The 25519-nt window shown below is 63.5% G+C and carries 37 protein-coding genes and 1 pseudogene; 12 read left to right on the forward strand and 26 right to left on the reverse strand.

The features are described from left to right. Positions 1–592: 592 nt before the first annotated feature. Positions 593–817 (forward strand): hypothetical protein, encoded by a 225-nt coding sequence (locus tag ABIE56_RS01795; protein WP_429242123.1) that lies wholly within the window; start codon positions 593–595, stop codon positions 815–817. A gap of 102 nt (positions 818–919) precedes the next feature. Here ABIE56_RS01795 and ABIE56_RS01800 read toward each other — a convergent pair whose 3' ends face one another. The 5 genes from ABIE56_RS01800 to ABIE56_RS01820 all read right to left on the reverse strand — a co-directional run bounded on the left by ABIE56_RS01800 (position 920) and on the right by ABIE56_RS01820 (position 4032). Further along, a complete protein-coding gene (locus ABIE56_RS01800) occupies positions 920–1165 on the reverse strand; it encodes a hypothetical protein (protein ID WP_429242124.1) in 246 nt (81 codons plus the stop codon). A 66-nt stretch (positions 1166–1231) separates the two neighbouring features. Next, positions 1232–1678, reverse strand: a complete 447-nt coding sequence (locus tag ABIE56_RS01805) for a pyridoxamine 5'-phosphate oxidase family protein (RefSeq protein WP_429242125.1) — start codon at positions 1676–1678, stop codon at positions 1232–1234. Positions 1679–1683: 5 nt separating this feature from the next. Then, on the reverse strand, positions 1684–2208 hold the full coding sequence (locus tag ABIE56_RS01810) for a DUF4142 domain-containing protein (RefSeq protein WP_429242126.1): 525 nt from the start codon (positions 2206–2208) through the stop codon (positions 1684–1686). A 116-nt stretch (positions 2209–2324) separates the two neighbouring features. Next, entirely contained in the window at positions 2325–3044 is a 720-nt protein-coding gene (locus ABIE56_RS01815; protein ID WP_429242127.1) for a DUF72 domain-containing protein, read from the reverse strand. 85 nt (positions 3045–3129) lie between these two features. Beyond that, the gene (locus tag ABIE56_RS01820) at positions 3130–4032 is read right to left on the reverse strand and encodes an SDR family oxidoreductase (protein WP_429242128.1); all 903 of its coding nucleotides are present in this window, start codon (positions 4030–4032) and stop codon (positions 3130–3132) included. Between the two features lie 131 nt (positions 4033–4163). Between ABIE56_RS01820 and ABIE56_RS01825 the strand changes: the two genes are divergently transcribed. Beyond that, complete coding sequence (locus ABIE56_RS01825; protein ID WP_429242129.1) at positions 4164–5327, forward strand: zinc-dependent alcohol dehydrogenase; 1164 nt, start codon at positions 4164–4166, stop codon at positions 5325–5327. Positions 5328–5354: 27 nt separating this feature from the next. Here the strand turns inward: ABIE56_RS01825 and ABIE56_RS01830 are convergent, their stop codons facing one another. The 8 genes from ABIE56_RS01830 to ABIE56_RS01865 all read right to left on the reverse strand — a co-directional run bounded on the left by ABIE56_RS01830 (position 5355) and on the right by ABIE56_RS01865 (position 8745). After that, complete coding sequence (locus ABIE56_RS01830; RefSeq protein ID WP_429242130.1) at positions 5355–5939, reverse strand: DUF1989 domain-containing protein; 585 nt, start codon at positions 5937–5939, stop codon at positions 5355–5357. Further along, positions 5936–6622, reverse strand: a complete 687-nt coding sequence (gene gntA, locus ABIE56_RS01835; protein WP_429242131.1) for a guanitoxin biosynthesis heme-dependent pre-guanitoxin N-hydroxylase GntA — start codon at positions 6620–6622, stop codon at positions 5936–5938. Before gntA ends, ABIE56_RS01830 begins: the two co-directional genes overlap by 4 nt. 144 nt (positions 6623–6766) lie before the next feature. Then, positions 6767–7177, reverse strand: a complete 411-nt coding sequence (locus tag ABIE56_RS01840; RefSeq protein WP_429242132.1) for a low affinity iron permease family protein — start codon at positions 7175–7177, stop codon at positions 6767–6769. Positions 7178–7262: 85 nt separating this feature from the next. Beyond that, positions 7263–7406 (reverse strand): hypothetical protein, encoded by a 144-nt coding sequence (locus ABIE56_RS01845; protein WP_429242133.1) that lies wholly within the window; start codon positions 7404–7406, stop codon positions 7263–7265. Then, positions 7406–7561: a hypothetical protein gene (locus ABIE56_RS01850; protein ID WP_429242134.1), complete on the reverse strand. Its 156-nt coding sequence runs from the start codon at positions 7559–7561 to the stop codon at positions 7406–7408. The genes ABIE56_RS01845 and ABIE56_RS01850 overlap by 1 nt, the downstream gene beginning before the upstream one ends. Before the next feature lie 10 nt (positions 7562–7571). Then, entirely contained in the window at positions 7572–7706 is a 135-nt protein-coding gene (locus tag ABIE56_RS01855; protein ID WP_429242135.1) for a hypothetical protein, read from the reverse strand. Positions 7707–7720: 14 nt separating this feature from the next. Further along, on the reverse strand, positions 7721–8218 hold the full coding sequence (locus tag ABIE56_RS01860) for a ferritin-like domain-containing protein (protein WP_429242136.1): 498 nt from the start codon (positions 8216–8218) through the stop codon (positions 7721–7723). 17 nt (positions 8219–8235) lie between these two features. Then, complete coding sequence (locus ABIE56_RS01865; RefSeq protein WP_429242137.1) at positions 8236–8745, reverse strand: ferritin-like domain-containing protein; 510 nt, start codon at positions 8743–8745, stop codon at positions 8236–8238. Positions 8746–8957: 212 nt separating this feature from the next. On the opposite strand from ABIE56_RS01865, the gene ABIE56_RS01870 reads away from it, so the two are divergent. The 5 genes and pseudogenes from ABIE56_RS01870 to ABIE56_RS01890 all read left to right on the forward strand — a co-directional run bounded on the left by ABIE56_RS01870 (position 8958) and on the right by ABIE56_RS01890 (position 11917). Next, positions 8958–9848 (forward strand): manganese catalase family protein, encoded by an 891-nt coding sequence (locus ABIE56_RS01870; RefSeq protein WP_429242138.1) that lies wholly within the window; start codon positions 8958–8960, stop codon positions 9846–9848. A 139-nt stretch (positions 9849–9987) separates the two neighbouring features. Further along, positions 9988–10278: pseudogene (locus ABIE56_RS01875) on the forward strand (hypothetical protein); the annotation flags it as partial. Positions 10279–10619: 341 nt separating this feature from the next. Next, positions 10620–10901 (forward strand): hypothetical protein, encoded by a 282-nt coding sequence (locus tag ABIE56_RS01880; protein WP_429242139.1) that lies wholly within the window; start codon positions 10620–10622, stop codon positions 10899–10901. Between the two features lie 422 nt (positions 10902–11323). Further along, on the forward strand, positions 11324–11569 hold the full coding sequence (locus ABIE56_RS01885) for a hypothetical protein (RefSeq protein WP_429242140.1): 246 nt from the start codon (positions 11324–11326) through the stop codon (positions 11567–11569). A gap of 165 nt (positions 11570–11734) precedes the next feature. Beyond that, the gene (locus tag ABIE56_RS01890) at positions 11735–11917 is read left to right on the forward strand and encodes a KTSC domain-containing protein (RefSeq protein ID WP_429242141.1); all 183 of its coding nucleotides are present in this window, start codon (positions 11735–11737) and stop codon (positions 11915–11917) included. A gap of 68 nt (positions 11918–11985) precedes the next feature. Here ABIE56_RS01890 and ABIE56_RS01895 read toward each other — a convergent pair whose 3' ends face one another. Then, positions 11986–12240: a hypothetical protein gene (locus ABIE56_RS01895; RefSeq protein ID WP_429242142.1), complete on the reverse strand. Its 255-nt coding sequence runs from the start codon at positions 12238–12240 to the stop codon at positions 11986–11988. Between the two features lie 1059 nt (positions 12241–13299). Between ABIE56_RS01895 and ABIE56_RS01900 the strand changes: the two genes are divergently transcribed. Then, positions 13300–13632, forward strand: coding sequence for a hypothetical protein (locus tag ABIE56_RS01900; protein ID WP_429242143.1), 333 nt, complete (start codon positions 13300–13302; stop codon positions 13630–13632). A gap of 74 nt (positions 13633–13706) precedes the next feature. Here ABIE56_RS01900 and ABIE56_RS01905 read toward each other — a convergent pair whose 3' ends face one another. Next, positions 13707–15326, reverse strand: coding sequence for a histidine kinase famiy protein (locus ABIE56_RS01905; protein ID WP_429242144.1), 1620 nt, complete (start codon positions 15324–15326; stop codon positions 13707–13709). Between the two features lie 110 nt (positions 15327–15436). On the opposite strand from ABIE56_RS01905, the gene ABIE56_RS01910 reads away from it, so the two are divergent. Further along, positions 15437–16219, forward strand: coding sequence for a beta-ketoacyl synthase chain length factor (locus ABIE56_RS01910; protein ID WP_429242145.1), 783 nt, complete (start codon positions 15437–15439; stop codon positions 16217–16219). Positions 16220–16275: 56 nt separating this feature from the next. Here ABIE56_RS01910 and ABIE56_RS01915 read toward each other — a convergent pair whose 3' ends face one another. Then, a complete protein-coding gene (locus ABIE56_RS01915) occupies positions 16276–16515 on the reverse strand; it encodes a hypothetical protein (protein ID WP_429242146.1) in 240 nt (79 codons plus the stop codon). 235 nt (positions 16516–16750) lie between these two features. Here ABIE56_RS01915 and ABIE56_RS01920 point away from each other — a divergent pair, with 235 nt between their 5' ends. The 3 genes from ABIE56_RS01920 to ABIE56_RS01930 all read left to right on the forward strand — a co-directional run bounded on the left by ABIE56_RS01920 (position 16751) and on the right by ABIE56_RS01930 (position 18288). Beyond that, positions 16751–17074, forward strand: coding sequence for a hypothetical protein (locus ABIE56_RS01920; protein WP_429242147.1), 324 nt, complete (start codon positions 16751–16753; stop codon positions 17072–17074). A 335-nt stretch (positions 17075–17409) separates the two neighbouring features. After that, positions 17410–17793: a hypothetical protein gene (locus ABIE56_RS01925; RefSeq protein WP_429242148.1), complete on the forward strand. Its 384-nt coding sequence runs from the start codon at positions 17410–17412 to the stop codon at positions 17791–17793. 219 nt (positions 17794–18012) lie between these two features. Continuing rightward, positions 18013–18288 (forward strand): hypothetical protein, encoded by a 276-nt coding sequence (locus tag ABIE56_RS01930; protein WP_429242149.1) that lies wholly within the window; start codon positions 18013–18015, stop codon positions 18286–18288. 594 nt (positions 18289–18882) lie between these two features. Here the strand turns inward: ABIE56_RS01930 and ABIE56_RS01935 are convergent. The 10 genes from ABIE56_RS01935 to ABIE56_RS01980 form a co-directional block, all read right to left on the reverse strand. Beyond that, positions 18883–19113 (reverse strand): hypothetical protein, encoded by a 231-nt coding sequence (locus tag ABIE56_RS01935; RefSeq protein ID WP_429242150.1) that lies wholly within the window; start codon positions 19111–19113, stop codon positions 18883–18885. Positions 19114–19279: 166 nt separating this feature from the next. Further along, positions 19280–19990 carry a response regulator gene (locus ABIE56_RS01940; RefSeq protein ID WP_429242151.1) on the reverse strand — a complete coding sequence of 237 codons (711 nt, stop codon included), beginning with the start codon at positions 19988–19990 and terminating at the stop codon, positions 19280–19282. Between the two features lie 82 nt (positions 19991–20072). Beyond that, positions 20073–20321: a hypothetical protein gene (locus tag ABIE56_RS01945; protein WP_429242152.1), complete on the reverse strand. Its 249-nt coding sequence runs from the start codon at positions 20319–20321 to the stop codon at positions 20073–20075. A 37-nt stretch (positions 20322–20358) separates the two neighbouring features. Beyond that, positions 20359–20820: an Hsp20 family protein gene (locus ABIE56_RS01950; protein ID WP_429242153.1), complete on the reverse strand. Its 462-nt coding sequence runs from the start codon at positions 20818–20820 to the stop codon at positions 20359–20361. A 175-nt stretch (positions 20821–20995) separates the two neighbouring features. Next, on the reverse strand, positions 20996–21208 hold the full coding sequence (locus tag ABIE56_RS01955) for a hypothetical protein (RefSeq protein WP_429242154.1): 213 nt from the start codon (positions 21206–21208) through the stop codon (positions 20996–20998). 486 nt (positions 21209–21694) lie between these two features. Next, a complete protein-coding gene (locus ABIE56_RS01960; RefSeq protein ID WP_429242155.1) occupies positions 21695–22450 on the reverse strand; it encodes an EAL domain-containing protein in 756 nt (251 codons plus the stop codon). Next, complete coding sequence (locus ABIE56_RS01965; RefSeq protein WP_429242156.1) at positions 22447–22758, reverse strand: hypothetical protein; 312 nt, start codon at positions 22756–22758, stop codon at positions 22447–22449. The genes ABIE56_RS01960 and ABIE56_RS01965 overlap by 4 nt, the downstream gene beginning before the upstream one ends. Before the next feature lie 351 nt (positions 22759–23109). Further along, positions 23110–23352 (reverse strand): hypothetical protein, encoded by a 243-nt coding sequence (locus ABIE56_RS01970; protein WP_429242157.1) that lies wholly within the window; start codon positions 23350–23352, stop codon positions 23110–23112. 324 nt (positions 23353–23676) lie between these two features. Next, entirely contained in the window at positions 23677–23946 is a 270-nt protein-coding gene (locus ABIE56_RS01975) for a hypothetical protein (protein ID WP_429242158.1), read from the reverse strand. Positions 23947–24114: 168 nt separating this feature from the next. Then, the gene (locus ABIE56_RS01980; protein ID WP_429242159.1) at positions 24115–25509 is read right to left on the reverse strand and encodes a MobA/MobL family protein; all 1395 of its coding nucleotides are present in this window, start codon (positions 25507–25509) and stop codon (positions 24115–24117) included. Positions 25510–25519 lie beyond the last annotated feature (10 nt).

The raw sequence follows: 25519 nt of genomic DNA on the forward strand, positions 1-25519 counted from the left end.
GACGGCCCGTGCAATACCCATCCCAGCTCCTTTCCGCCGCCGCGTTTACATGACGCTGTCCGGGCCGCAGCGTAAAACAAGCATGGGGCGTCCGCGACGGACCCGGGCAGCGGCAGTCAGGGGCGCCCGCCGCATCGGGGTGGTCGTGACGCCAGGCCACCTTTTTCGCCGCTGCGACCACGCAGGTATACAAATCCATGGCCGTACCCTCGGGCTGCGATAGCGCAGAGCCACGACTGACTGGTGACGCCGGGCGAGTCGCAGTGAGAACCCCGCCCCGGTCCTGAGGGCCGACCCTCGCCCGGTCCGGGACGGCCGGTGGTCCGCTTCCGGGGAATGTGGACCCGCTTCCTCCGCAGGAGCCCGTTGGACGGTCCCTTGGGCACTGGTCAGGAGACGGGCGACCCGGGAGGCAAGGTCGGGCACCGGCAAACCCGCCTGTTTGCCGTTTATGTGCATTTCCTTCACCGCGCCTTGCGCTCCTCCCCGGCAATGTCCGCAGTCCACCCTGTCCGGCATGTCGACCACAGCCATGTTCAGCCCCGTTACGCGCCCCACAAACGGCGGACCCCGCCACCAGCGACTGGTCCGCTTGCTCCGCATGCTCGGGCTTGAAGGCTCGGACAGCCTGCGCTCGCAGGCGGCGCGCCTCGGTCTTTCGGTCGGCCAACTCGACGCCTTTCTCGCCGGAACCCCTGTGCCGGATGACGTCGCCCGGGATATTGAGTGGACGATGCACCTGCCGACGGGCTGGCTCGATGGTGCACCCGGCGAAGCCCCGGTCGAAAAAGCCGTTCGAGAGCTTCCCCGACATTGACGCGCCGAAAGACCCGAAACGGCCGGCCATGGCGAGTCCCATGGCGCTGGCGGATGCGTACCGTCCCTGATAAACGGTGGGACCCGGCAGGCCCCACCGTCTTCAGCTGTCGCGCATCACAAATTCCAAGATACGCAGCCGTGGCTCGCCATTGGCCAATGCCCGCATGGCGTGGAGCAACGAGCGCTCGAAGATGTGGCGAGAGGGCGTCGACAGGCCGTCCTCCCCCACCTCGATGAGCTCCCGCGCGGCGTCGGACGCCGGCGTGCCATCGACGAGGTAGCCTCCTTCGATGAGTCCTCTGGCGAGTTCCCTGGTGTTCCAGGTCCGGGGCGGTGTAAGCGGCATGTCTCCTCCTACCGGTGAGCATAGCCGCATCAAGGCTGCCTGATGCCGCTGAGCAGTGTCACCGCATCAGGCGTTGGCCTGCAGGTTGATTTCGCCCTCGTCCATTCCTTCCCACCAGGTAATGCGCCGGGCGTGGACTTTGAGCATCACGATGCCTGGCGTGTCGACCCCTTGCTCAAACCAGCGGTCCAGCTCCTTATGCCAGTGCGCCTGCATCAAAGCTTTGTCCCGGACGAGCTCGCCGCGACCTTCGACTGCGACAAACAACGGGGGCTTGCCCAAAAGTGACTTCGCCCCAGTGAAGGAGAGTGCGACAGCGGGATTGGCTTCAATCTCGGCGACGAAGTGCGTGCTCTCATAGCCGAAGAACCAACTGTCACCGTCGTACTCGACGTCGCCGTTGTTGCTCATCGGGCGCCCGGCGATTTCGCCATTGACGGCATGGGTCTGGAGCATGGCGAAATCAATCTTCGCCATGGCCTTGGCAAGGTCCTGTAGGTTGCGGTCGGTCATGGCGCTTACTTTGCCCCCGGCAGATTCTGGGCCATCTCAAGATGATGCTTGAGCGTCGGCAGGGTCTTCGTGGCAAACGCTTTGAGGTCAGCGTCCTTGCCGCTCGCAGACTCCGTCGTGAAGAGCTTGATGACCTTTTGATGGTCCGCCACCATCTTCTGCTTGAAGGCTTCGTCGAACGCAGCGCCGTTCTTCTTTCCCATCATTTCAGCCGCCTTGACATCGGCAGACATGGGTTCGCTGGAAACCGTCAGCGACTTTTTCGATGCGATGGTTTTGAGCTCGTCACCCGCCACCGTGTGGTCCGTGACCATCGTCTTGCCGAAAGCCTTGACGTCATCAGACCCGCCCTTTTGTGTTGCGAGGTTGCCCAGATTGACCTCGGCCAATCCCGCCGCGCTTGCTGCCTTCACAAATGCTGCATCCGCCTGACCCGTCACCGGCGCGTCCGCAGCCTGAGCGACCGAGAAGCCAGTTGCCATCATGAGACAACCGGTCAGTGCAGCAACACGAATCATCGGACCCGTCATGAATTCTCTCCCGTTGGTTTGGACCATTGGTGTGGCATGCGTTGCATCAACGCGCTGTCTACAAACGGTCATGCCGGACTGCTTCCCATTGTCAACCCGCTGTTGGGGTGCAAGGGTCAGTCTGACTGCTGCCTTGCGGCAGCTGACTCGACATGTCCAAGCAGGTCCCGAGCATTCGGGATTGCATGGCCGTGGGCCGTGTTGTCGAACACACACCATGTCGACAACCCCGCCCGCTTCGCGTTGATCAGGCGGACAGCCATCTCTTCGAGAAACGAAGCGTCATATGACGAGCGGTAAAGGTCCGGGGCGCCGTGGAGACGCAAGTAGAGGAGTCGCGTCGGCACCGGAAGATGTACGCCGTCGCTGCCTGCGGGACGCGGGTGCGCATACACCCAGTCGACTCCGAACCCCCTGCCCACCTTGTAGGCACTATCCGTGAACCACGACCGGTGACGTGGCTCAAGTACCACCGGTACGGTGGTGCGGTCGCGCAGCGCCTCGAAGAATGCATGGGCCACGGGGGCGTCAAACGGGAGGCTCGGCGGAAGCTGGACCAGCAGGCATGCGAGCTTCTCACCCAGCCCGCTTGCCTGGGCCAAAAATGCGTCGAGCAATGGCCCGGTCTGACGCAGGCGCGCGTCGTGCGTTATCGCGCGGGGGACCTTGACGCTGAATCGGAACCACGGCGGCACAGCTGACGCCCAACGGGCGTAGGTCACTTCGCGGTGGGGGCGGTAAAACGACGAGTTGACCTCAACACAGCCGAAGACCCGCGCGTATCGCTCGAGGTGACTGCCGGCGGACAGGGGTTCAACGCCCCTGTCCGCCGGCATCGACCATCCGGCGCAGCCCACACGCCAATGCGCCAGAGTGACCTGCTTGTCCCTATCGCGCGCCACGTGTGGTTGCCCAGGCTCCTCAAGGCAACGGGTTGCCACCGGTCACACCGTACGTTTCCCCGGTGGTGAAACTCGATTCGTTGGATGCAAGGAGCACATAGACCGGCGCGCATTCGACCGGCTGGCCGGGACGCTTGAGGGGCACCTGGGACCCGAAGTCCTTGAGCTTCTCCATCGGCTGGCCGCCTGACGGCTGCAACGCCGTCCACACCGGACCAGGGGCCACGGCATTGACGCGAATGCCCCGCTCCGCCACCTGCCCCGCCAAGGCTTTTGTGAAGGCGACGATGGCCGCCTTCGTCGAGGCATAGTCGAGCAGGATGGCCGATGGGTCATACGACTGGATGCTGGCGGTGTTTACGATGGTGCTGCCGGCCGGCATGACTTCCAGGGCGGCTTTGCACAGCCAGAACAGGCCGTAAACGTTCGTCTTGAACGTCGCGTCGAACTGCTCGGTCGTGATGTCTTCAATGGTCTTCTGATGGGTCTGCTTGCCGGCGACGTTGGCCAGGATGTCGAGACCTCCCATGGCTTCGCTGGCCTGCTTGACGAGCGACCGGCAGAACGCTTCGTCCTTCAAATCCCCCGGGATACCCTTGGCAACGACGCCTTCCTTCTCAATCGAGGCGATGACCTCACGGGCGTCCTCTTCCTCTTCAGGCAGGTAGTTGATGACGACGTCGGCGCCCTCCTTGGCAAACGCAATGGCAGCCGCCCTGCCAATGCCGCTGTCACCGCCGGTGACCAGCGCTCGCCGGCCCTTGAGTCGTCCGCTGCCCTTGTAACTGGTCTCGCCATGGTCGGCCGGCGGATGGAGCTTGTGAACGGTGCCGGGGGCGGACTGCCTGGGTGTATCGAATGGTGGACCGGGAAAGCGTGTGACGGGGTTCACCAGGGAGGGCATGCTCTTCGCGTCGGTCATGGGATGCTCCTGCGGAAAAGCCAAAAGGTAGGCGCATGCCCGTTCCCACTTTGTCTAATTTCCCACGCCTCGGGCTCACTCCTTGTTGAGTCCCTGCATGGGACCGTCAGCCTTTCAGTGAGGAGACCGCGATGAAAGCCCTGACTTACCACGGCTCGAAGGACGTGCGCGTCGAGACAGTGCCAGATCCTGTTCTTCAACAAGACGACGACATCATCCTGCGCGTGACGGCGACCGCGATCTGCGGCTCCGACCTGCACCTGTATCACGGCAAGATTCCGGAAACGAAGCACGGCGACATCTTCGGCCATGAGTTCATGGGCATCGTCGAGGACACCGGTTCCGCCGTCACGAACGTGAAGAAGGGCGATCGCGTCGTCATCCCATTTGTCATCGCGTGCGGAAAATGTTTTTTCTGCGAGCACGAGCAGTTTGCGGCATGCGAGACGACAAACCCGGACCAGGGCGCGAGCCTGCGGAAGCGACCGCAGATGACACCGCCCGCAGCGCTCTTTGGCTATTCACACCTTTACGGCGGGGTGCCGGGCGGTCAGGCCGAATTCGTCCGGGTGCCCAGGGCGAACGTTGGGCCTTTCGTGATTCCCGGCAGCCTGGGCGATGAGCGCGTCCTTTTCCTGTCGGACATTCTGCCGACCGGCTACCAGGCGGTGCTCAATGCAGGCGTGCGTGAAGGGTCAACCGTTGCCATCTTCGGCGCGGGGCCGGTTGGGCTCATGGCAGCCGCCTGCGCCCGCATGCGCGGCGCCGAGCGCATCTACATCATTGACGACCAGAAGTACCGGCTCGATTTTGCTGTCAGCGCGTACGACGTCATCCCCGTCGACTTCAGCAGCGTCGACCCATCGGAATTCATCCTCGCCAATACGGCTGGGCGTGGCGTGGATGCGAGCATCGATGCGGTCGGGTTCGAAGCCAAGGGCAGCACGACGGAGACGGTGCTGAGCACCCTCAAACTCGAAACCAGCTCGGGCGAAGTGGTGCGCCAGTGCATCACCGCGACACGCCGTGGCGGCATCGTCAGCATCCCCGGCGTCTATGCGGGCTTTATCCACGCGTTTCTCATCGGCGACGCCTTCGACAAGGGCCTGACCCTGGCGATGGGACAGACCCATGTGCAGCGCTACCTGCCTGAGCTTCTCGACTTCATCGAAGAGGGCAGCCTGGACCCCGACATCATCATCTCCCACCGCATGAAGCTCGCCGACGCCGCACGCGGATATGAAGTCTTCGACAAGAAAGAAGAGGACTGCCGGAAAGTGGTGCTGACCCCGTAAGAATTAAGCCCCCGGGATGCCGGGGGCTTATGCCACCTCAAAATCGATGGGTTTGAACACGAAATTGTTGGACAACCCGGCCGAGCAGGCGGTAAGCCCGACCACAAGGTCCATCTGCGCTACAAAGGTCGTACTCTGCCCTGCCCGGCTCAAAGGCGGCTCGACCGATAGCGCACCGGTGGTGCCGTCTACTTGTACGTTCATGAAGACGTTGAACGCCGTCGGTATCTGGTCCGGGTTGATGCCGAAGGGCGCCAGGGCTTCGGCAAGGTTCCCGAAGCATCCCCGGTGCGGCTCGGTGTGTCCGTAGAGCTTCGTGAACATCTCTTTTGAACATGGCGCGAGCAGGAAGTCGTGCCGGCCCACATCGTCCCGCTCAATGACAAGCATCGGATTGCTGCGGTTGGAATAGAGGATGTCGCCAGTGCTCAGGAGAAACTTGCTTGCGTAATCCAGCGTGCGGCCACTGGAGAGCCATTCGTCTGTGTCGTCTGCATTGAAGGCGACAAGGTCACTGACCTGTTGGCCCTGCGGGTCGATGACGGTCAGCCGCTGACCTTTCCTGAGGACGAATGCAGTGCCGCTTTGCGGCAGGATGGTCTGGGTCGTCACGCGGTCTTCCTGTGTTGCGATTGGGGGACAGATGCAAACGGACAGCGCCAGGGACCTTCGACATGGCGGCCGCTGTACTGGACCGCTTCAGAAGTCGACCCGTGGACCGCGAGCATCGGGTTTGCCGACCCGTTCCTTTCGATGTCCTGCTCAATAATGGCGGATTTCAAACGCTCGTAGCGACCCTGGCTGCGCAGGTATTCGAACTGGCTGTGGAGATTGAACACGAGCGCGGGGTGAGCCAGGCGTCGACCAGGCCGGGATGCCCCCGGATGGAGCCCGACAACGTAAAACCCCTTGCCGCCCACACTCATGCTGAACGCGGGATCCTCGGGGTCGGCGCTTACGGCGGGGTCCCATTCGTGGGACCGCGCGTCCGCTTCATGGATGCCCTGCAATCTTGCAAACAACAGTCGCTCAAATGCACGTTCAGGCATGACGGTGTGGTCAGAAAAATGGACGACAAGGCTCCGGAAGGTATCTTTCGGCTCGCTCCCCGCAGCAAACGCCGCAATGCCTGCCGCCAGCCTGTCATCGTCTGCAGGACACGCGAGCGAAGTTGCAAACAGGTGACTCACCAGATGGCGGCGATGGGCCGTTCGGCCTGCAAAGCAGGGAAAGGTGTCGCCCTCAAGAAGGGCATCGAATTCACGTAGCGCGCTGGCTTGGCTGGCTTGATTCATGGCGGGAGCATCGCGGTTCCGGCGTGAATGAAGCTCGGATGGATGTTGAAGATGCCGGCAACCTATGTGATTGACCTGCCGTCCCGTTCTCACGGCACTTCAACAAGTGATCCATCTGCCGACCAGGCGCCCGCCGTTGAACCGTCAGATTGAGTCGTCTGGGGACGAGCTGTCGGCGGTGTTTCCCCTCGCGGCCTCAGCCTTCGCGAGGTAAACCTTCCGTATGCGGTCGAGCTCTTTCTCGTCGAGCTGCTCGAGGTCCAGCAGCGCTTCGTTCGTGCCCTTCACCGCATTGATGAGCTCGTCGAGCTTGATTTGCAGCGCTTCCGTGTCCCGATTCTGGGACGCCTGGATCAAAAAGACCATCAGGAAAGTAATGATGGTCGTGCTGGTGTTTATGACGAGTTGCCAGGTGTCACCGAAGCCAAAGATGGGACCGCTGGCAGCCCACACGATAACGACGAGGAGGGCGATGGCAAAGGTAACGGGCTCACCAGCGGTTTTCGAAACCGCCATGGCCATGCGCGTGAACAGACCCTGCTTTCTGGATGCCATCGGACTGCCTCCAGGCCCGCCACTCGGACCGTCGCCCGGAGCGTCCTACCCCATGGGTGACGCCGACGTGGAGCCGCCCGGAGGATCAGACTTGTCCGGCCAGCCAGAACGAGGCGGCGACCAGTGCAGCTGCGAACACAAACCCGGCGGCCAGCCACGCCATGCGCCCGAGAACGGTGACGCCGACATCCGTGGGCGTCTCCGTTTCATCGTCAATCGGGTCGCGCATTACCGTATGCCTTCGTCCCGCTTGGACGCATCGTCCATCTTCTTTTCGCCTTCCTTGATTTTTTTGTCCCGACTGTCTTGCTGCGGCTTGTCTTGTTTGGCGACGTAGTCGAGATTGCGGTCACCCGACTGTGGTTTATGGTTCTGGTCAGCCATGGGATTCTCCTCAGCCCTGGTCTTCATTGTCGTGTTCCTGCTGGGGCGACTCTTTCTTCGCAGGTTTCTTCTCGACGCGCTTGTCGGCGGACTCGTCGTACTGGTGCGGCGATGTGTCGGCGTGGCCGATCTTTTCGTCATTCATCACTGTCTCCAACGTCAGGCTTTCTCACTCGCTTTTTGGGCAGACACGGCACTGGCAAGGAGGGTCAGTTTCTCGTCGGCCGCCTTCTCTTCTTTGAGCGTGTCGGCGAGCAGGGGCACCGCATCGGTGTAGCCCAGCTGCTTTGCCAGGGCAATCAGCGTCCCGTAGCCGGCAATCTCGTAGTGCTCGACCCGGTTGCCTCCACCGATAAGCGCGATGTCCCGCAATGGACCTTCTTCGACGCCATCGATGACTTCCTTGCCTTCCTCAACCAGGCCTTCCATCGCAGCGCACTTGATGCGCTTGAGGCGGATGCCGAGCAGCTCAACCACCTGGTCGATGCGTTCGACCTGGCCCTGAGTTTCTTCCAGATGTGATTCAAACGCTTCTTTCAGGTCCGGATGGGTCGCGGCGCGGGCAAGGCGCGGGAGCGCTTTCGTGAGCTGCTTTTCGGCACTGTAGATGTCGGACAGTTCGTGAATGAACAGGTCTTCGAGCGTCTTGATGGTCATGTCTTCTCTCCGGTGGTTCAGCGCTTGGCTTCAACATGCGGGGTGGCGTCGCGGGCGAGAAAGTCGTCTGTCAACTCAGGAAGGTGATTGAGCAGCCATTCGGCCATGGCTTGCTCCTGCGGGAGGATTTCGTCGACCACCCGCACGGTCTCCGAGTCGCCCTCGGCGAGGGCGGCAGCGCGAAGCGTCGTGTAAGTGGCAATCTCGAGATTTTCGAAGACATACCCTGCAATTGCGCCTTTGATGACTTCGTCAGAATTGACAGAACCACCGATGGCCTGGCCGAACGCCATAACCTTGCCGAGCGCATCTTTGGTCGCGGACGGCTTTGTGTCATACCGGGCGAGACAGCCTTCGATGAGTTTTTGCTGGCCCAGGGTCTCGTCGAGATGCTGCTCGATGCGGTCCTTGAGCTTTGGGTAGTGCTCGATGCGTGCGGCCTGTGCTTTGAGCATCTGCTCTGCTTGCTGCTCCATTGCGTGCGCGTCCCTCAGCCAGTCGATGAGGTTGTCCCGATGTTCTGCCATGGATGGGTTCCCGTTTGGATGTCTGACAATCCTGCGTCGTGCACCATCAAGAACCGCTTGTGTGGATGTGAACCGCAGGCGGGCTTCTCCTCACCAATGTGTTTTCCCGCCGCCTGTTTCACGTGTGTCAGGGCCAACTCACGGGATTGCGCCAGCGCCTGCACGGTGCGACTTCCAGTGTCCGCTGGCCAGCCACCAAAAGGAGCCAGCACGTGTTTAGCCACAACAAACGACTGCAGTACACCGTTCGGGTCGATGAAACCAATCCGGCCCTCGCCAATCTTCTGCTTGAGCAATTCGGCGGTCCGCAAGGCGAACTTGCCGCTGCCATGCGCTATTTCACCCAAGCCCTTGCCGAGGAGGATGCGGGCCGGAAGGACATGCTGCTCGATATTGCGACAGAGGAGCTTAGCCACCTCGAAGTCATCGGATCCCTCGTCGCCATGCTCAACCGGGGTGCAAAGGGCAAACTCGCAGAAGCCATCGATTCCGAGGCCGAGCTGTTCCGGTCTCTCCAGGGCGCGGGAAACGATTCACACGTCACCCAGGTGCTGTTTGGTGGTGGACCTGCCCTTATCAACTCTGCGGGCGTGCCCTTCAGTGGTGCCTATGTCGATTCGATTGGCGAGCCGACGGCCGACCTCCGGTCAAACATCGCCGCCGAAGCACGGGCAAAAATCGTCTATGAGCGTCTCATCAATGTGACCGAAGACCCGGGCGTCAAGGACGCACTGACGTTTCTGATGACGCGGGAGGTTGCGCATCAGAAGTCGTTCGAAAAAGCCCTTTATTCCATGGACAAGAGCTTCCCGCCGGGCAAACTGCCTGGGGATCCCCGCTTCACCGATGTCTACGTCAACGCATCCCGTGGCGAGGGGGATGCTACTGGACCGTGGTGCGAGGGCAAGGATTTCTCGAAGGTTATTGTTCCGGACGAGAACAATCTTCCGGTGGACGGAGGTGATGGTCTCGCGTCCGTGACGCTCGCCGGGAAGGAAAAACAGGCCGTGGAAGCGTTTGCGGCGCGTGGCGCATCCGACCCCGCGCGCGACCCTGTAACCGGTGCGGACCTCGGTACCCTGCAGCAGGAGCCGAAGGAATGAGGAGTGGCGCCGCCCAGTGCCTCTTTCGCATGCGCCGCCGACCGGTGGGAGGCCGCCGGCTCGTTGTGGGCGTCATGCTGGCCGTGGGCGGCGCCTTGCCGCTCCTCGGTGCCTTGCTGCGCGGTGGTTGAGGTACCGCATGACGCTTGGCGAAGCACTCCATTCGCCCGAGCCCCTGGGATGGCTTGCCTCTGTCATTTTACTGTCGACCATCGCCCGGCAAATCTGGCGCCAGGCCCATGCGCCGACGGTCGAAGCGGTGTCGAAATGGCTCTTCATCGGCCAGATTTCCGCGTCGGTGCTGTACCTCACATACAGCCTTCTTGTCGGGAATGCCGTCTTCGTTGCCTCCAACGCAGCGTTGCTCCTAACCGGCATCACCGGCCAGGTGATTTACGTCGTCCGGAGACGCAAGAGTAAGGAGGTCGCGGCACCGGGTCGCGGTCCCAGCGCCACGGTGCCGTCATCAAACAGGGCCGCCCTGCCCGACCGACTGAGCCGCCAGTAGCCGTCCTCTGCTGTGAGGAGGCCCATCGCTTCGAGCGCCTCGCAGGCCCGGATGTCGAGTGGATGGCGCGCAAGCAGCGCCGTGTCGGACAACTGCCGCAATGTTTCAAGCATTTCTGGTGTCATGGCTGGCATCAAAGTCCCCCCCTCCCTGCATGTTGCGCCAAGGGACGGGATGTGCGCCTCAGTACTTTCCGCAATCGCGGCCCTTCACCCGCCCTTCCCGGAGCTGTCGGGACACTGCTGCATTCCCCGAGGCCCGCCATGCTCCCCACGCCTGCTCCCGTCCGCGCATCGAACCCCCGTCTTGCCGAACTTCTCGCCAGGATGACGCTGGAGGGCTATGGGACCCTGCGCGCCCAGTCCATCCGACTTGGCATCCCGGCCGGGGCGCTTCGCAACTACATCGCCGGATTCCCCCTCCCCGACGACGTTGCCCGCGACATTGAGTGGATGATGGAGCTGCCCGACGGCTGGCTTGACGGTCCAGCGGCGGCTGAATCACCCGTCGGAGACCGCACGCAAGGCATGATGGCTCCTGCCTGACTTTACAGACGGGCGCGCCGTGAACGCACTGTGCAGCAGGCCATTGCCCAAACATGCGCCGCCGTCATCGGCGAATCTTGAAAATGCGCTTACGGCGGAGTCGGCTGGAACCGGCTTTCAACGCATCTCCGGTTGCCAGCCGGCCCGGCCGACCAGACGGGAACGTCATGACCCACACCCGGCCTTGCCGAGTCGAGCAAGCGTGGCTAGCCAGCTGTTTCCGGACGGCGCTATTGGTCTCGTGGTGCAGGGCTGCGGGTCACGGTAGCGGTCACCGGGCGGGAGTGAGTCAATAAGACGGCAGGTGTGCTGCTTGCACCACTCCAGCGGACGCAAGACGCGGGTGGAGGTGCGCGCAACGCACTTCGCCGTGCGTCCCGTCGGCATCGCTGCCATGGCAACGGAGAGCACAGGAGAGACGAATGGGCTGGAATGATCACATCGCAAACGAACTGACTGCATCGCTGACGGATGCCATCTCCAGCGGCTATCTCACAACGGAAGACGCCGGGTACGCTGTCGCGGTCAAGGCAAGGGACCAAGGCGTGGGGAGCCTGACGGCACTTGAACGGGACATCTTCGAGTTCGAACTCCGCCCGCTCCTTGAATCCTTCGAACAGCGGAAAATGGAGGATATCGGCCGGGATGAACTGGACCGGCCGGAGTAGCAGGCACGCTTGGGCTTTCCCCTCCACCTCGTTGTTCCCCCGAGCAACTGACGTGGGTTCAACCATCGCCGGGCATCGGGCGCGTCACCGTCCCCTGGGGTCCGACGGCCTGCCGGATTGGCGGAGCGCGACCCAATGATGCGGGAGCGGGTGACATCGTCGGTCATGGCCACCATTGGCTACGACCCGGATGCGCAAGTGATGGAAGTGGAATTCCTGTCCGGCGCGGTTTACCGCTATGCGCCCGTCAGCGGCATTTTGTACGCGCGGCTCCGGACCGCTCCGTCGCTCGGGCAATTCTTTGACGCACACATCCGGGACGTCGTGCCGTTCACGCGGGTGGCGTGACCCGTCCGGTTGCCGGGAGACGTCCGGCACCGGGCCACTTCCGCCGCAATCACACGGCCTACGGGCCCTCAGGTCCGGACGATTCCGAGCAGTTCGTTCGCCTCGTCTTCGGTCATCGCCTCCGCTTCCACGAAGAACGTGGCCAAAGCGCCGCTGCCCATGTCCTTGACGACGGTCGGCCCCGCCTGTCGGAACTCGCCCTCCACACATCCGCCAAGGGTCAGGCTTCCTTCCTCGACGGAGCCTACGGTAAACCCGCCGCAGCGCTCAATGAGCGCCATCCGCAGCTCGTCGTGGAACCAGATGACCTTGCCAAGCACCATGCATCCCTCGTGACGCCGGTCGGGGCACCGGCCCACTCTATGTCGTCCGGTTCGTCCCTGGGTTGAACAAGCGGTCCTTCACATTGGTGAGCAGGTTTGACTTTTTCCGATGTGCAAACCTCCCAGCCGTTGATACATACATCCTCGCCCGATGCCCATGTGCGCCGTCCCATGCCGTCGTTTGACGCGACAAACCCTCGTTACGCGCAGGTTCTGACCGGCCTCATTGAGGACTTGGGGCGCGTGCGACTGGAACGAGAGTGGCCAGCTGACCCAGGCCCTCGCCCACACCTTGTCCATCGAGCACGTTGCGACACTGGCGGGAATGGTCGATGTCGGGGAGCTGTCCGCCGGGCTCAGCCACGCCATCCTTGAGGCGGCTGGGGGCCGCCCGGCGGCGTTACTCCTTGCCGTCGACCGGTTGGCGCACGCGCTTGAGGGGCATCTCAACGACGGATGGCCTCAGGAGGCACCGACAGCGCCGACGCAGCCAGCCCGCAAAGCGCGCGAGTGACCCGCCGCCAGTGCCCCGGAGCCTGCGAACAAGCGCGGCGCCCTGACGGCGCGCGTCACGGCCAGCCGGTCAATCCGGGGGCATCGGATTGGTGAGCCTCGCGGGCCGCCCTCTGGCGGAGACGGGCCGCAAGCGCGGCCTCGAGGGCCGTTTCCAACGCCCCTTCCTGCACGCTGACAGACCCGGAAAACTCAAACGCCACCCTGCCCGCGCACCAGACGAGACCCTCGAAATCGGCGAATCGCCCGCCTGCATGGACCGTCAGGCACGCGACCATGTCGCCAGCGGCCACGCGGCAATATGTCAGGCCTGTATCGGTCATCGTATGGACGTGGGCGATCGGGTCGGCGTGTGGCAGGGCATCTGGAGGTGGTCCCATGGCGGTCGGTCGCATCATGCATCGTCGAAGACCAACAGGGCGAAATGAGAATGCGTTTTGCCCGCGTTCGTGACGGTCTCGTCTGGCGGGAGAGAGGCCCTGCAAATGCATCCGGACAGCGCCGGTTTGCGTATGCATCACCATCAATGCGGAGGTCGGAGGGAGGATGGACGTTGACCGTTCAAGCGAGACGCTGCACTGGCTCCTTGTCGGGTGTGGTCCTGAATGGGCTCCCTTCCTCGCATCCATGCCGCCTGCCCGGCGTGTCGTGAGTGTCGACAGCTGGCCGGATGCGGTCAGGCACCTCGTTGCCTTCAGCACGGTGAGGGCGGTGTTGCTCGGGGCGGGCTGCGGCACCCATGTCGAGCAGGCCATCACCCGGGTCTACGCCATGAAGCCGGGGGTCACGGTCTATCTCGCCTCGACCGTCGGCGCCCCTGATGCGCCCTCTGTCCGCCGCCTGTCGCCAACCGAGGTACCCCCCGACGTGTGGCCATGAGGGGCGGCCGGGGACGGGCCGCAGATGACCCGCCAACCAGGACGCAGGCGAGGCGCCCTTGGCGCGCGCCTGCGTCAGCTGATGCCCGTGGGACCGTCGAGCACGAAGCGGATTTTCCGCAGGAGATCCATTCTTGAGTACGGTTTGTTCAGCACATCGAAGGCGATGCCGCCGGCATCCGTACGCTGCACGGACTGTGAGGCGTAGCCAGTCGTCAGCAGCACTTTGATTGCGGGGCGGATGGCGCGCGCCTTTCTCGCAAGTGCCACACCGTTCACGTCACCGGGCATGACGATGTCGGTAAAGAGCACGTCGAATCCGTCGTCCTGCTCGAGCTGCCTGAGCGCCTCTTCCGGGTCGCTGAGCGACACCACGTCGTACCCGTGCGATTCGAGAATGGTGTGGGCCAGTTCAGCGAGGTCATGGCGGTCGTCGACGACCAGGACGCGCTCATGGCCGGACCGGTCCGATGCGCGGTCGATGCGGCTGACTTGTGGAGCACTCCGCCCGTCATCGACCTCGACGGCCACGGGGAAGTACATCGTTATTGTGGTTCCTTCGCCCTCTTTCGACGTCAGTCCAACGGCGCCGCCCGATTGCTTGGCAAAGCCATAGACCATGGACAGCCCAAGGCCAGTACCCTTGCCCTCGTCCTTCGTCGTAAAGAACGGATCCATCACGCGGGATGCAATCTCCGGCGGCATGCCCGTGCCGTTGTCGATGACGTCAATCGCAACGTACTCACCACCGCGCGTTGAGAGTTCACCGAGGTTGTTGACTTCGAGCGGCGTGGCGTTTCGCGCACGGATGATGAGGCGCTTGCCTGGCCGTCCATCCATCGCGTCACGCGCATTGATGGCGACGTTGAGCAAGGCGACTTCGAGCTGGGTGGGGTCCAGGCGTGCATTTTTGGTGGCCGGTGAAAGCTCGAGGTCGAGAACGATGTCCGAGCCGATGGAGCGTCCCAGCATGTCTTGCATGTCGGCCACGACCTGGTTGGGATTGACGATGCGGCCCTGCAGCGTCTGTTTGCGGGAAAACGCGAGGAGTTGGGACGTCAGGGTCGACGCGCGCTTGATGCCGGCTTTTGCACCCCCGATGAAGCGCAGGAGCTTTTCGCGGTCCGGGTCGGGCCTGGCAAGGCCCGCTTCAACGGACTCCACATACCCAATCATCAACTGCAGCAGGTTGTTGAAGTCGTGCGCGATGCCCCCGGTCAGCTGGCCGAGCGCTTCCATCTTCTGCGCCTGGCGAAGCGCGTCTTCCGCATCACGACGGCGGCTGACGTCGAGCTGGGAGGCGAAGAAATACACCACTTCCCCGTTGGCATCGTAGACGGGGGAGATGAAAAGCGCGTTCCAGAACGTGCTGCCGTCTTTGCGGTAGTTGAGAATTTCGGTGGCGATTTCCTGGTTGGCAGCCACCGCGTCACGGATGGTGGCGATGGTCACGCGGTCCGTGCCGGGCCCCTGCAGAAGGCGGCAGTTGTTCCCGATGAGTTCCTCGTTTGAGTACCCGGTCATGCGCAGGAACGCGGGATTGGCGAAGATGATGGGATTGTCCGCCTTCCTCGGGTCAGTGACTATCATCGGCATGCGGGTGGTGGAGACCGCTGCGAAGAAAATGTCACTCCCCGGGTGGTCGACGCCCTCATAGTCAATCCGGGTCGGCACGCGCGATGTCGGGTCACTCATAGGCGGTCTCCTGGTCGAGCCGCGCATTGTCAGCACACGTATGGGAACGGTTGATGAAAGGGCCGCCCGACGGTGTGCATCTTCACGTGGGGAAACCACCCAGGATGTGCATGCTGTGCACCCCACATCAGGATGCCTGCCTGAACGCGCAACTGCTCCCTGCCCGCACGGCGACCCAACCGCAAAGCCCGGCTCACCATCAAGCCGTCCGCCTGCAGGTGCGCGTCTCGGCGGTGTCGTCTTCCGCGCCGGTCCAGGGCATGCATGGCCGGCGGGCATCGGTGTTCGAGCGGCTCGCCCTTGATGCTGCGGCTGACGCATGCGCAGCCTGGGGCGGGGATCCTTCGACCCTGCAATCGGTCTTTGCAACCCACTCCGGGGATGCCCAAGCGGTCGACCGGTTGCTCCGCAGTGTCACCACCACACCCGTGGCGGTCTCCCCGCTCACGTTCCTCCAATTGGTGTCTTGCACGCTCGCCGGCAACTGGGCAACACGCAACCACAACCACGGCGCATCGACGACCGTGACGGCAGGGCCTTACACGTTGGGCGCAGCCTTGCTCGAGGCGACCATCATGGTGGTGTGCGAGGAAAGCCCCTGTCTTCTCGTCGTCGCCGAGGTCCCGCCCCCGCCGCCATTGTCCATGCCTGACCATGTCACGGCGCCTCATGCACTGGCGGTCATCCTCTCGCCGATGTCCGGGAGTGGATGCGCCATCGAGCTCTCGCACATGGGTACTCAACCGGCCCGTCGGCAGCCTGTAGCGCCTCTCGACTCGCTGCGTGCAGTCCTTACAGGCGCGGTGCGGCTGGCCACTCTTGCGGCAGGCCCCTCATCGCACGTGGCCATCCATGGGCAGTGCACCCGGCGCGCCACCGGGCTGCCTGAGTGAAAGCAGCGGCACAGGCGTTGGCTCCTCGCACAGGAGCTTGACAAGTCGGGATGCCGTCAGGCGATGGCGTCAGGTGAAACAAGGTCAAGCCACCCACGCGGCCGGTTCATGGCCCATTCGACGTCCCGCGCGAGCCGGTCGCTGATGGGCGCGCCGTCTACGATGCGCTGGAAGTCCTCGGGTGAGATGCCCAGCATCCGCGCCCTGGACTCGCGATGGGCAATGCCCTCGCGGCGGAGTTCATTGAGCAAGAGGCGAAGGTTGGTTCGCCTCACCCGTTGCAGCTCATCCATCATCACGGCCCTCCCCTGACAGGCCCGGCCTTTTTATCGACAAAAGAGCTTCCCGCTTCAAGCAGCCATCTTTCACGAACGTGAAGTGCTTGCCTTGGAGATGCCAACCAACCGCCCGGTGCACGGTGTCCATGCAGCGGGCCCGTTAGCCTGTTGTTCCCTCGCACGCGGCCATCCGATGCCCACCACTGGCCCCATGGCCCGCTGCCACCTCCTTGTAATCCACGCCGACTGCCTGATGTGCCAGACGCTGGCAAACACCTTCGAGCATCACGGGGCGTCCATTGCCGGTGCCCACCACAATGCCGGGGATGCCCTCGCGGCCGTTCTGGCGGCGCGCAACCGCCGCCTGGTGGTGGTCCTCGACGGGGACATGCCCGACGCCTCCAGCATCACTGAAGCGCTTGCGAAGGGCCGGATTGCGTATCTCATCCTGGCCGGCACGGACAGCGCGACGGCAACACATCTATGCGGGGCTGCATCGATCCCCATTCCCATCGAGCGGGCAGACATCGTTGCCGCCACAGCTGCCGTGTGCCGGCGGGGCGTTGCCGGGCGCTGAGCGGCCGGGTCAGAACGATATGCCATGGTCGCCGCGCCCATTGGGCCAGGTCGCGGCGCGCCCTTGGCCAGCCCTTCCCCACCGGCTGGGGCAGCAATGCTAGCCGAGTCCACGCAGAACGTCCCTTGCCAGCGCCCAGACACTGGCCCATGCTTCCTGCCGCGTCCGGTGGTCGGCCCGGTCCGCTCCCATGGCAACCCGCCGCCCGCTCGCCTCATACACCTCATAGCGTCCCCGAAAGCGGCCGTCGGCGCTCGCTTCGATGGTGTAGGTGCAGGTGTGCGTCATTGTACAATTGTACACCCTCATCCGCGCGGTTGCCTGCGAGGTCAACGATGTCCCGCCAACGTCTCGCTGTCATTATCGAACCCGACTCGGCTCTTGCGCAGGCTGTCGCTGACGTGCTCCGCACGCATGGGTTTGCAACGCTCGCCTTCAACACCCATGCGGGGGCTGCCCGGGGAATCGAGCGAGAGAACCTGGTCGATTTTCTGGCGGCGGCCGTCCCGGCACCCGGGGAGGACCGGGCGGGGGCTTACCTGGCAGATGCCCGGCGGACGCACCCTGCCATGCCCGTGCTCGTCATGCTGTCCGACCCCTGTGAATCCATGGAAGGTGTGCCCGCCCACGCCGAGCGCCTCATCAAGCCTTTCAGCCGGACGGAGCTCGACGGCGCCATCGAACGTGCCATGCGGCCAGTTGGGACCGGGAGATGGTGAAGTCGCCTCACGCGCCCCGCGCTTGAGGCGGTCTGGCTTCCCCATTGGCGGCCGCTCAAACGCCAGGTAGCCATGTACGACTGCTGCGCCCATACTGGACCTTTGAATTTCCGGCCGGCTCCGGACCCGCTCGGGAAGCGGGCCATCGGTAGCAGCGGCTGAAGCGTCCACTGACCAGCATGGCCCGGCGCCCGACACGCAGGCCGGGAAGACCACCGCATGACAAAGCAGGACGACCCGACCGGCGACCTCGACCCGACGCTGCAAGCGACCCGTTGCACCAACCTTCGCCATCTGGTCGCCGAGCTGCAGCAAGGCGACGCCGGCTCATGGGACCTTCTCGGCGAGCTGCTGGGCGGCCTCACCGACGCAGACCTTCGCGCGTATCTCAAAGACCGCCCCATCCCGGATGCGGTGGCCCGCGAGATTGAATGGGCAACCCACAGGCCCCGGGGGTGGCTGGACCGGCCGATGGATTCGGCGCTGGACGCATGAGCAGGGCACCATCCATGACATCGCTCACGAAAATCGGGAAGCACTGGGCACTTGTGGAGGTCGAGCGCATCGCTGCCCCCGCCCCCTCCTGGAAGGCACGGTGGGCCCTTTACGCCGATGAGCCCGTTGCGATGGGTGCAACGTCGCCGTCCGTGAAAGGCGCCGCCGCTTCGGGCAGCACCGCATTGTTCGACACAGAAGAAGAGGCACTGACGCGGGCGGCCGAGGACGCATCAGGGAGCGAGGCCCTCCTCACCAAGTGGCGCCACGGGTGAGCGGACCACCATCGCCAGCGCCTGCGCCACCCTGGATATGTGAGCGATGCGGCATGCCGGCCGCGCAACGGATTCGCAGGTTCGACGCCATGGGTGAATTCTTCCGCTGCCAGACGTGCTGGGCACGGAATCCGCTTCCGAAAAATCCCTGGTTTGTGCGGCCCGCGTCCAGATAGGCGGCACGTCGTCGGAGTCCATCCACCATTGGTGGATGCAAACACGAAACCGTTGCGGTCCGGCCTCCCACCTTGCGCCTGACCATTCCGGGTCGTCGTCAGCCAAAACGTTCGTGCAGGCGCATGACGGAAGCCATTGAGCGTCAGCTGAATCGGGGCGAAGCGCCGGACGTGATGCCCCAGCGGAGCACGGCCGCCTGCAAGGCGGCAGGCATCGTCTCTTCGCTCCCCGCTGTGCCTGTCAGGGGAACCGCGAGGGTGGTGCCGGGGAACTCTGCCGACCACACCACCTCCCGGCCCCGGACCTCGAAGGTCACCTGGGCACAAAGCAGCGCGCCGTATTCGTCGACCACCTCAATGACCTGGGTTCTCAAGGGCAACTCCTTCAAACGGGACGTCCCGGGAGAGGGAACGGGGAGCCCGTGCCACGGTCATGCGGCCCCCTTGGTCCCATCCTGCGCGCGCCCACGCCCCTGTCAATCAAATGGGGAATAAATCCCCGCCGGGCGGAGTGGACCGCATCGCGAAGTGACTTGATGCCTAACCGGGCGGCGCCCCCGCCCCCGCCACAAGGTTCAAGACGGCCAGAAGCTGCCGCCGCTGGTAGGGTTTGGTCAAAAGAAGCGCGCCTTCGGGGAGGCGTGGAATGGCGTCATCCCGAAGACCCGTTGCCACCACAACGCCTGTCCGTGGCCAGCGCCGATGAACGTCTTCAGCCAGCACCACGCCCCGCCCCGGGGACTCAAGATCGATGTCGGTCATGACGACGTGGAACGATGACTCATCGAGTGCCGCCGTCGCCCCCGCCGCACTGGTCATCCCGGTCACAGCCCATCCATTGCTCCCGAGTACTTCTGTCGTGACGTCCAGCAAGACCTCGTCGTCTTCGACCAACAAGAGCTTGCGGGGAATGCGTTCTCCGATGGAGGCAGCGCTGCCGGAACGACCGGAAGCCTTTCCGGAAAAAAGCTGCCGGCTCACCTTCTCGACCATGTCACGGACGGCCCTGCACCGCGCGCGGGCGTTGGATGCCGACGCATAAAACAAGACCCGGTTTCCGTCGACGGACAACAGCGCGTCGCCAAGCGTGCTTCGCGTCAGCGCCGCCTCAATGATGAATGCATCAACCCAGGGCCGGGTGGGCGGAACGCTCAGCAAACCCACAATGGGTGGGTCACGCACCACATCAACAGCGGCTTTGAGCGGTGGGACTTCGAAACCAACAATGCGGGGAAGGCGACGGAGTGGCATAACGAAAACGGACAGGTTTGGATGGCCAATCGGTTTTCAAAATCCTGCCAAGAAAAACGGGGCCATGACAAGGGCGGCGCGTTCAGCGGTTCAGCAACCGTGCTCCGGAATACTGGCTGCATCGCATATCGACGCCCGGAAAGACGCTCAGGCCAGGGCGCTTTCCGCAGCGACCAAGCCCACCCTTCGGATTGACGGTGTCGGGCTCGAAATGGATGCAATCGATGCACTCGCGGCGTACGGGCCGGGCGGGCGGACGCCACGCCTCGGCCCACGTCAAATCTGCATTGGTCACGGACCAGCGCGACGACTTTTCTTCAATGCTTGCCATAAAAGGCCCGCCCCGTCGCCGGGGCGGGCAGCGGTCTTCAGGCAGCGCTCTGCTCAATCTGGCGCACCGGTTCGGCCCGGTCCGGGGAGATGCTCACCGGGATGGTGCGGGGCTTTTCGGCCTCCGGTATCTCCCGTGCAAGGTCGATGGACAGCAGGCCGTGGGCGAGTGTCGCACCGGTGACTTCCGTGTGCTCCGCGAGCTGGAACCTGCGGCTGAAAACGCGCGACGGAATGCCCTGATGGAGGTATTCGCCTTCCGTGTCCGCCTTGCGCTCACCGCTGACGATGAGTTCGCGCTTGTGCTGGGTGACGGCGACTTCGTCTTCCCTGAAACCCGGGACGGCGATGGAGAGGCGGAAACGGTTGTCTGACAAACGGATGGAATCGAACGGCGGGAAATCGTCGCCCTGGCGCTGGGCTGCTGCTTCGATGAGATCAAAGACGCGGTCGAGGCCGGCGTTGGCGCGAAAAACGGGATTGAGGGTGAGAGTACGCATGGCAAATCCTCCAGGTACAAGGAAATGGAATGGGTGCTCGCCTGATGCCAGGCAAAGGCCGGTGTTCCGCCGGCAAAACGCAGATAGGGTCGGGCCAGAACAGTTCAAGAGGCCGGATTCAGCCTTCGTTTAGACGTCCGTACGGCGCGGCCGTGTCGCGCGTGCCTCCCCCACTTCACTCCCGGACGACGTGCCACGCCCCGTCCGCGTCTTCCTGGAGCACCGTGACCTCGTCCCCCATCTCTTCCATCACGCGAGCACGGTCACATGCTGCATGCAGCGCAAGGAGCCCATCGGGGTACGACTCCCCGTCCCGGCCGTTGATGGAGACATGCCAGGTCCGCGTGTTGTGGGCGGGATACATGATGTAGATGCGGACCTGCGCCATTCGTACTCCTGGGCATGAAATGGCCGCTCGTGGCTGGCCGTCTGACAGAAAAAAGCCCCTGCTGATGGACAGGGGCTCGTGTGACGCAGCGGGGGGTGGGAGGGACTGCGTCACGGGCGCGGATGATGCGGTGGGGAAAGTCATCGTTTCGTGATGACCATTCCATTTCACGTGCGCGGGGCACTGATGGCGTCCGACGAGACGGTGAACGACAGCCTTTTTCTGGACGCGTCGATTGGATACCCTGTGCATGCCATTCGTGAGAATCGCATCGCCTCCACAGGAGGCACCCCCAATTGACCACGGACGGGCTTGGCCTGCGCTCTTTCCCGGGCGCAGGCTTTTTCGTATTCCGTCTCTGGCAGCCAACGCGCCCCGGCAAGGCTTGGCGCGTTTTTGGTCGCTGCCCAGCTGCGAGAGGCAAGCGATGCTATCCATACAGGGTTGGCGCTGCAGCGTGTGGCATCTTCCCTGGACCGCTTGCTATCAACGGTCGTCCAACGCCGGCCATGCCACCACGGGCAACGACGCCAGCTGCGGCCTTGCGAACAGGAATCCCTGCTGCAGTGGAATGCCAAGGTCGAGGAGCGCCCTGCATTCGTCTTCTGTTTCCACCCCTTCGGCAATAACACGCACGCCAAGGTCATCGCACATGGCAACGGTGTGCTCGACGATCCGCCGGCGCTTGGCGTCAGCATCGATGCCTCTGACAAGACCGATGTCGAGTTTCAGCAGGTCCGGCTGGAAGTCGGCGAGTAGATTCAGACCGGCGAAGCCCGCTCCGAAGTCGTCGATGGCGGTCAAAAAGCCGTGGGCCTTGTAGGCGGCGAGAATGCGCACGAGGTGGTCGTGGTCGACAATCTCTTCGTGCTCCGTCACTTCAAAAATGACCCGCTCCAGCGGCCAGTTCGAGGCCTTTGCCGCTGCGAGCGTCGCTTGCAGGCAATGCTCGGGGTTGTAGATCGCGTTCGGCAGAAAATTGATGGAGAGCAGCGCTGGCGGGCAGACCTGTGCGGCCGTGCGAATGGCAGTGATGCGGCAGGCCTGGTCGAAGGCATACCGGTTTTCATGGGCCACAGACGACAGCACGTCGTACGCTGATTCGCCGTCGATGCCACGCACCAGTGCTTCATGAGCAAACACCATCTGGCTGGCAAGGTCGACAATCGGCTGGAAGGCCATCGTCAGCCGCGCGGCCACACTTTCCGCGTCCCCGCATCCCCGGCAGCCCGGTCTCGTCATGCCGGATGGTCGACCTCGGTAGCACCCCTTCGGCTTCGCCCGCCAGGCGCCACGGACCAGGATGCGGGGATCCTTGCCACACCATCGTCGGGCCGGATGGATGTCGAAGTCGCGTCAGGGAATGAAGCCACGGTCACCTTGGCGATGTCGAGCGCGCAGACCATCGCCTCGGAGTACGACGCAAACCGGCGGGCGAGCTGCCGGCGGCGGACAACGGCGCCGTCGGGGTCAACGATGATGTACGACGCGGAATAGCCCCGGCCGGGCACCAGTTCGACGTCCACATCAATGGTGTAGGCAGAATCCATCGGGCATTCACAGTATCAGACGGATGGAAGATGCCCCGCCCTATGTGAGGCAAAAGTGCACAAATCCGCCGGACTGACCGTCGACCAACCCCTCGGACCGGCGTTGCGGTCAGCGGTCGCCCGGGCGTCCATCGTTAGGCCCGTCAAATGCACGCGACTGGCTGTCGGGGTCGAGCACGGTGCGGCCTCCCCGCACGTCGATTTCCCACTATTTGCCGCCCAGTGCACCGATGCCGTGAATACGGACCTTCTCTGCTTCTTTGAAGCCAGATTCGTCTTCCATCATGTACCCCGAGTCCAGAAGCTCACCGTGCAGGGAAACGGGGCCGCGTCGTACCGGACGGGAAGGAGTCACGCGGGCTCCATCTCCCTTGGCGTGTCCATCCATCCTGCGGGCTGACCCATGAGAAACTCAATCTCTTCTGCTAGGGCATCACTGACGGGCGCGCCTCGAACCAGACGGGCGAGCTCGTCTTCATCAATTCCCAGCAGCATCGCCCGGTCAGCTGCTGTTGGCGCGCCGTCCCGTTTGAGCTCGGAGAGCACTTCAAGCAATCGGGCGTGACGGACGGCGTGCAATGTGGTGTCGGTCATAATGCATCTCCGGACGATGTGGCCTTGATGCTCAATGGCTCCATGCATTGGAAATGTCGACGTGACGAGTGACGATGGCCAGGCGTTGGCGGCTGTTCATTCACGGAACGTCCGTCGAATGATGTTCTTACAGACCGTTTCGCGGGAACCTGTGCAGGTTGAGTGGACGTTGACCGACAGGGTCGCCCGGTTCTCCGGGACGACCCACGCAATCGGTGAGTTGTCCGGGACCAAGGGTGACGAGGCCGCATGCGGGGGCCCTGCAGGTTGTCCTGTTTCAGGCGGAAGTTCCTGTCAGAGGCCGGCAGGGCCGCTGACGCGAAGCTACATCAGCGCGTCGTCAATGGCGCGATGCAGGTCTTCCCTGGCGGCCGCCCACGACTCTGGTGCTGGCCGGATGGAGCGCTCGAGGATTCCCCGCAGGGCATGCGCACATGCTGCGATTTGCGGGTGGCCCGCACCGTCGGCCCGGAGGGCGACCACGCGCGTCTGGTGGCGTGCCTGGGGAAAAAGGCCATGGTCGAGTGCGTCGTCCAAAGCGAGGGCTGCCTGGATGACTGCATCGAACGGGAGAAGTGGCGTTTCGCTGGGCACGGCGCGTCCTTGGCATGTGCGAATCCCAAAGTCTAGCGCACACGGATCGCCGGGCGCGTATACAACATCGCCCCTGCACAAAGGCAGGGGCGATGGTGCGCGGCTGGGGGTGGGAGGGGCCGCGCGGCATGGACGACGGCAAGCACGGTGTCGGCGTGGTGTGATGCCTTACATTGGCCCCACCCGTCGCGATGGCTTTGCCGGTGGTCCCGCCCTGGTGTCTTCTGCTGACGACGGCTCTGTTTCCATCACCACGGGCAGTGCGTCGGCCATGGCGCGCTTCATGTGGCGGCGCTGCACATCGTCGAGAATGACCATGAGGTGGTCGAGAAGGCGGGGGTCTGCCGCGTGCAGGCCACGCACGGCATCTTTCAGTTCGCGCCTGGCGTTGCCAAGGGCAAGGAAAGAGGCCGTACAGTCCTGGCCGACGCGTGCGTCTTGCTTTCGAAGATGGGCAATGGCGGCCTTGAGCTCGACCACATGCTGCCTCGCGCGGTCGAGCTCCTGGACCTTGCGCTCCCGGGCGAGGACAGCAAGCTCCATCTTTCCTTTGCGAAAGACAAGGAATCCGGTTTTTGCACGGCTCAGGTCATCGAGTTCGCCGGTCAGGCGCCCCCGACGGCGCCGTGCTTCATCCAGCTGGAACTGATGGTCGAGCACGGCTGAGGCAAGGCGGCTGTGTTGCAGGTGGAGCTCTGCATCCATGCGGTCTCTCGCCACCACCTCCGCGAGCATGTCTTCGACGGTGCGTGCCATGCCCAGGCTCATTTCAAAGTCGCGAAGGTCCTGCAGTGAGCGGCTGCGCGGCGCTTCGCGCCGCAAGCGGACCAGCAACGGGTGCGTTGCCGGGTCTTCCGATGGTGAGCCTTGCGGGATGGGGTCCGGCAAGAGGTCGATGTCGTCAAAGAGAAAGGGGTCCTTGTCCTTGTCCTTCTTTTCGATGTGGGACAGGCTCCGCTTGGGACCTGTGGCGTGCTGGAGTCGTGCGACCTCCAATGCGACCCGTTGCGTGAATTGCCGCGCAAGGTGCGGGTTGGTTGCGATGAGGAGCCGCGAAGAGAACCCTGAGGGTTCATTGGAGCGGTCGCCGACTGCATTGGCACCATTGGGCAGGGCGAGGACCCGGGCCGGGAAACACAGGCAAAGGTGCCGCCCGACCGAGTCCCGCGTCGGGAAGGCACCGGTGCCATCCAGAACATTGGCCGTCACTGGCACACCGAGGTCCTGGGCCACGAATCGCGCCACCGCACGCGCAAAGGTGCCCTCCCCGTCGGACCGTAAACTGTCTGGCAGCACCGTTCGCAGCTCAAAAGCGATGGGGACCGGGCCGTGGCGTTCGACCCACTCGACCTTGTTCCAGACCGTTTCCGTGTGCGCGCACCACGCAAGCGCGCCTGGGGGTGCGACGGTAAAGGACCGGTCCGGCTGGTCGCGCGGCGTGTGGTCATAGTGACTGCCGGTCTTCGTGTTCAAGAGCCGGAGCCTGAGGCGGTTCGCGACCAGTGACACGGCGCTGCCGTCGTTGGGTCGGTGGATGAGTTCGAGTTCGATGTCGTTTGTCATAAGGCCCTCC

The organism is Luteibacter sp. 621, assembly GCF_050435445.1.
Classification (GTDB): domain Bacteria; phylum Pseudomonadota; class Gammaproteobacteria; order Xanthomonadales; family Rhodanobacteraceae; genus Luteibacter.

Bases quoted from the DNA above. Each gene is read 5' to 3' on its own strand.
- ABIE56_RS01930 (WP_429242149.1), top strand. From the start codon at position 18,013: ATGACAAAGCAGGACGACCCGACCGGCGACCTCGACCCGACGCTGCAA.
- ABIE56_RS01810 (WP_429242126.1), bottom strand. From the start codon at position 2,208: ATGACGGGTCCGATGATTCGTGTTGCTGCACTGACCGGTTGTCTCATG.
- ABIE56_RS01845 (WP_429242133.1), bottom strand. From the start codon at position 7,406: ATGCGCGACCCGATTGACGATGAAACGGAGACGCCCACGGATGTCGGC.
- ABIE56_RS01950 (WP_429242153.1), bottom strand. From the start codon at position 20,820: ATGCGTACTCTCACCCTCAATCCCGTTTTTCGCGCCAACGCCGGCCTC.
- ABIE56_RS01885 (WP_429242140.1), top strand. From the start codon at position 11,324: ATGGGCTGGAATGATCACATCGCAAACGAACTGACTGCATCGCTGACG.
- ABIE56_RS01980 (WP_429242159.1), bottom strand. From the start codon at position 25,509: ATGACAAACGACATCGAACTCGAACTCATCCACCGACCCAACGACGGC.
- ABIE56_RS01965 (WP_429242156.1), bottom strand. From the start codon at position 22,758: ATGGATTCTGCCTACACCATTGATGTGGACGTCGAACTGGTGCCCGGC.
- ABIE56_RS01920 (WP_429242147.1), top strand. From the start codon at position 16,751: ATGTGCCAGACGCTGGCAAACACCTTCGAGCATCACGGGGCGTCCATT.
- ABIE56_RS01895 (WP_429242142.1), bottom strand. From the start codon at position 12,240: ATGGTGCTTGGCAAGGTCATCTGGTTCCACGACGAGCTGCGGATGGCG.
- ABIE56_RS01880 (WP_429242139.1), top strand. From the start codon at position 10,620: ATGCTCCCCACGCCTGCTCCCGTCCGCGCATCGAACCCCCGTCTTGCC.
- ABIE56_RS01970 (WP_429242157.1), bottom strand. From the start codon at position 23,352: ATGACCGACACCACATTGCACGCCGTCCGTCACGCCCGATTGCTTGAA.
- ABIE56_RS01865 (WP_429242137.1), bottom strand. From the start codon at position 8,745: ATGGCAGAACATCGGGACAACCTCATCGACTGGCTGAGGGACGCGCAC.
- ABIE56_RS01915 (WP_429242146.1), bottom strand. From the start codon at position 16,515: ATGATGGATGAGCTGCAACGGGTGAGGCGAACCAACCTTCGCCTCTTG.
- ABIE56_RS01945 (WP_429242152.1), bottom strand. From the start codon at position 20,321: ATGGCAAGCATTGAAGAAAAGTCGTCGCGCTGGTCCGTGACCAATGCA.
- gntA (WP_429242131.1), bottom strand. From the start codon at position 6,622: ATGAATCAAGCCAGCCAAGCCAGCGCGCTACGTGAATTCGATGCCCTT.
- ABIE56_RS01800 (WP_429242124.1), bottom strand. From the start codon at position 1,165: ATGCCGCTTACACCGCCCCGGACCTGGAACACCAGGGAACTCGCCAGA.
- ABIE56_RS01900 (WP_429242143.1), top strand. From the start codon at position 13,300: ATGGACGTTGACCGTTCAAGCGAGACGCTGCACTGGCTCCTTGTCGGG.
- ABIE56_RS01925 (WP_429242148.1), top strand. From the start codon at position 17,410: ATGTCCCGCCAACGTCTCGCTGTCATTATCGAACCCGACTCGGCTCTT.
- ABIE56_RS01840 (WP_429242132.1), bottom strand. From the start codon at position 7,177: ATGGCATCCAGAAAGCAGGGTCTGTTCACGCGCATGGCCATGGCGGTT.
- ABIE56_RS01820 (WP_429242128.1), bottom strand. From the start codon at position 4,032: ATGACCGACGCGAAGAGCATGCCCTCCCTGGTGAACCCCGTCACACGC.
- ABIE56_RS01890 (WP_429242141.1), top strand. From the start codon at position 11,735: ATGGCCACCATTGGCTACGACCCGGATGCGCAAGTGATGGAAGTGGAA.
- ABIE56_RS01905 (WP_429242144.1), bottom strand. From the start codon at position 15,326: ATGAGTGACCCGACATCGCGCGTGCCGACCCGGATTGACTATGAGGGC.
- ABIE56_RS01815 (WP_429242127.1), bottom strand. From the start codon at position 3,044: ATGCCGGCGGACAGGGGCGTTGAACCCCTGTCCGCCGGCAGTCACCTC.
- ABIE56_RS01850 (WP_429242134.1), bottom strand. From the start codon at position 7,561: ATGGCTGACCAGAACCATAAACCACAGTCGGGTGACCGCAATCTCGAC.
- ABIE56_RS01910 (WP_429242145.1), top strand. From the start codon at position 15,437: ATGCTGTGCACCCCACATCAGGATGCCTGCCTGAACGCGCAACTGCTC.
- ABIE56_RS01940 (WP_429242151.1), bottom strand. From the start codon at position 19,990: ATGCCACTCCGTCGCCTTCCCCGCATTGTTGGTTTCGAAGTCCCACCG.
- ABIE56_RS01955 (WP_429242154.1), bottom strand. From the start codon at position 21,208: ATGGCGCAGGTCCGCATCTACATCATGTATCCCGCCCACAACACGCGG.
- ABIE56_RS01855 (WP_429242135.1), bottom strand. From the start codon at position 7,706: ATGAATGACGAAAAGATCGGCCACGCCGACACATCGCCGCACCAGTAC.
- ABIE56_RS01860 (WP_429242136.1), bottom strand. From the start codon at position 8,218: ATGACCATCAAGACGCTCGAAGACCTGTTCATTCACGAACTGTCCGAC.
- ABIE56_RS01825 (WP_429242129.1), top strand. From the start codon at position 4,164: ATGAAAGCCCTGACTTACCACGGCTCGAAGGACGTGCGCGTCGAGACA.
- ABIE56_RS01805 (WP_429242125.1), bottom strand. From the start codon at position 1,678: ATGACCGACCGCAACCTACAGGACCTTGCCAAGGCCATGGCGAAGATT.
- ABIE56_RS01960 (WP_429242155.1), bottom strand. From the start codon at position 22,450: ATGACGAGACCGGGCTGCCGGGGATGCGGGGACGCGGAAAGTGTGGCC.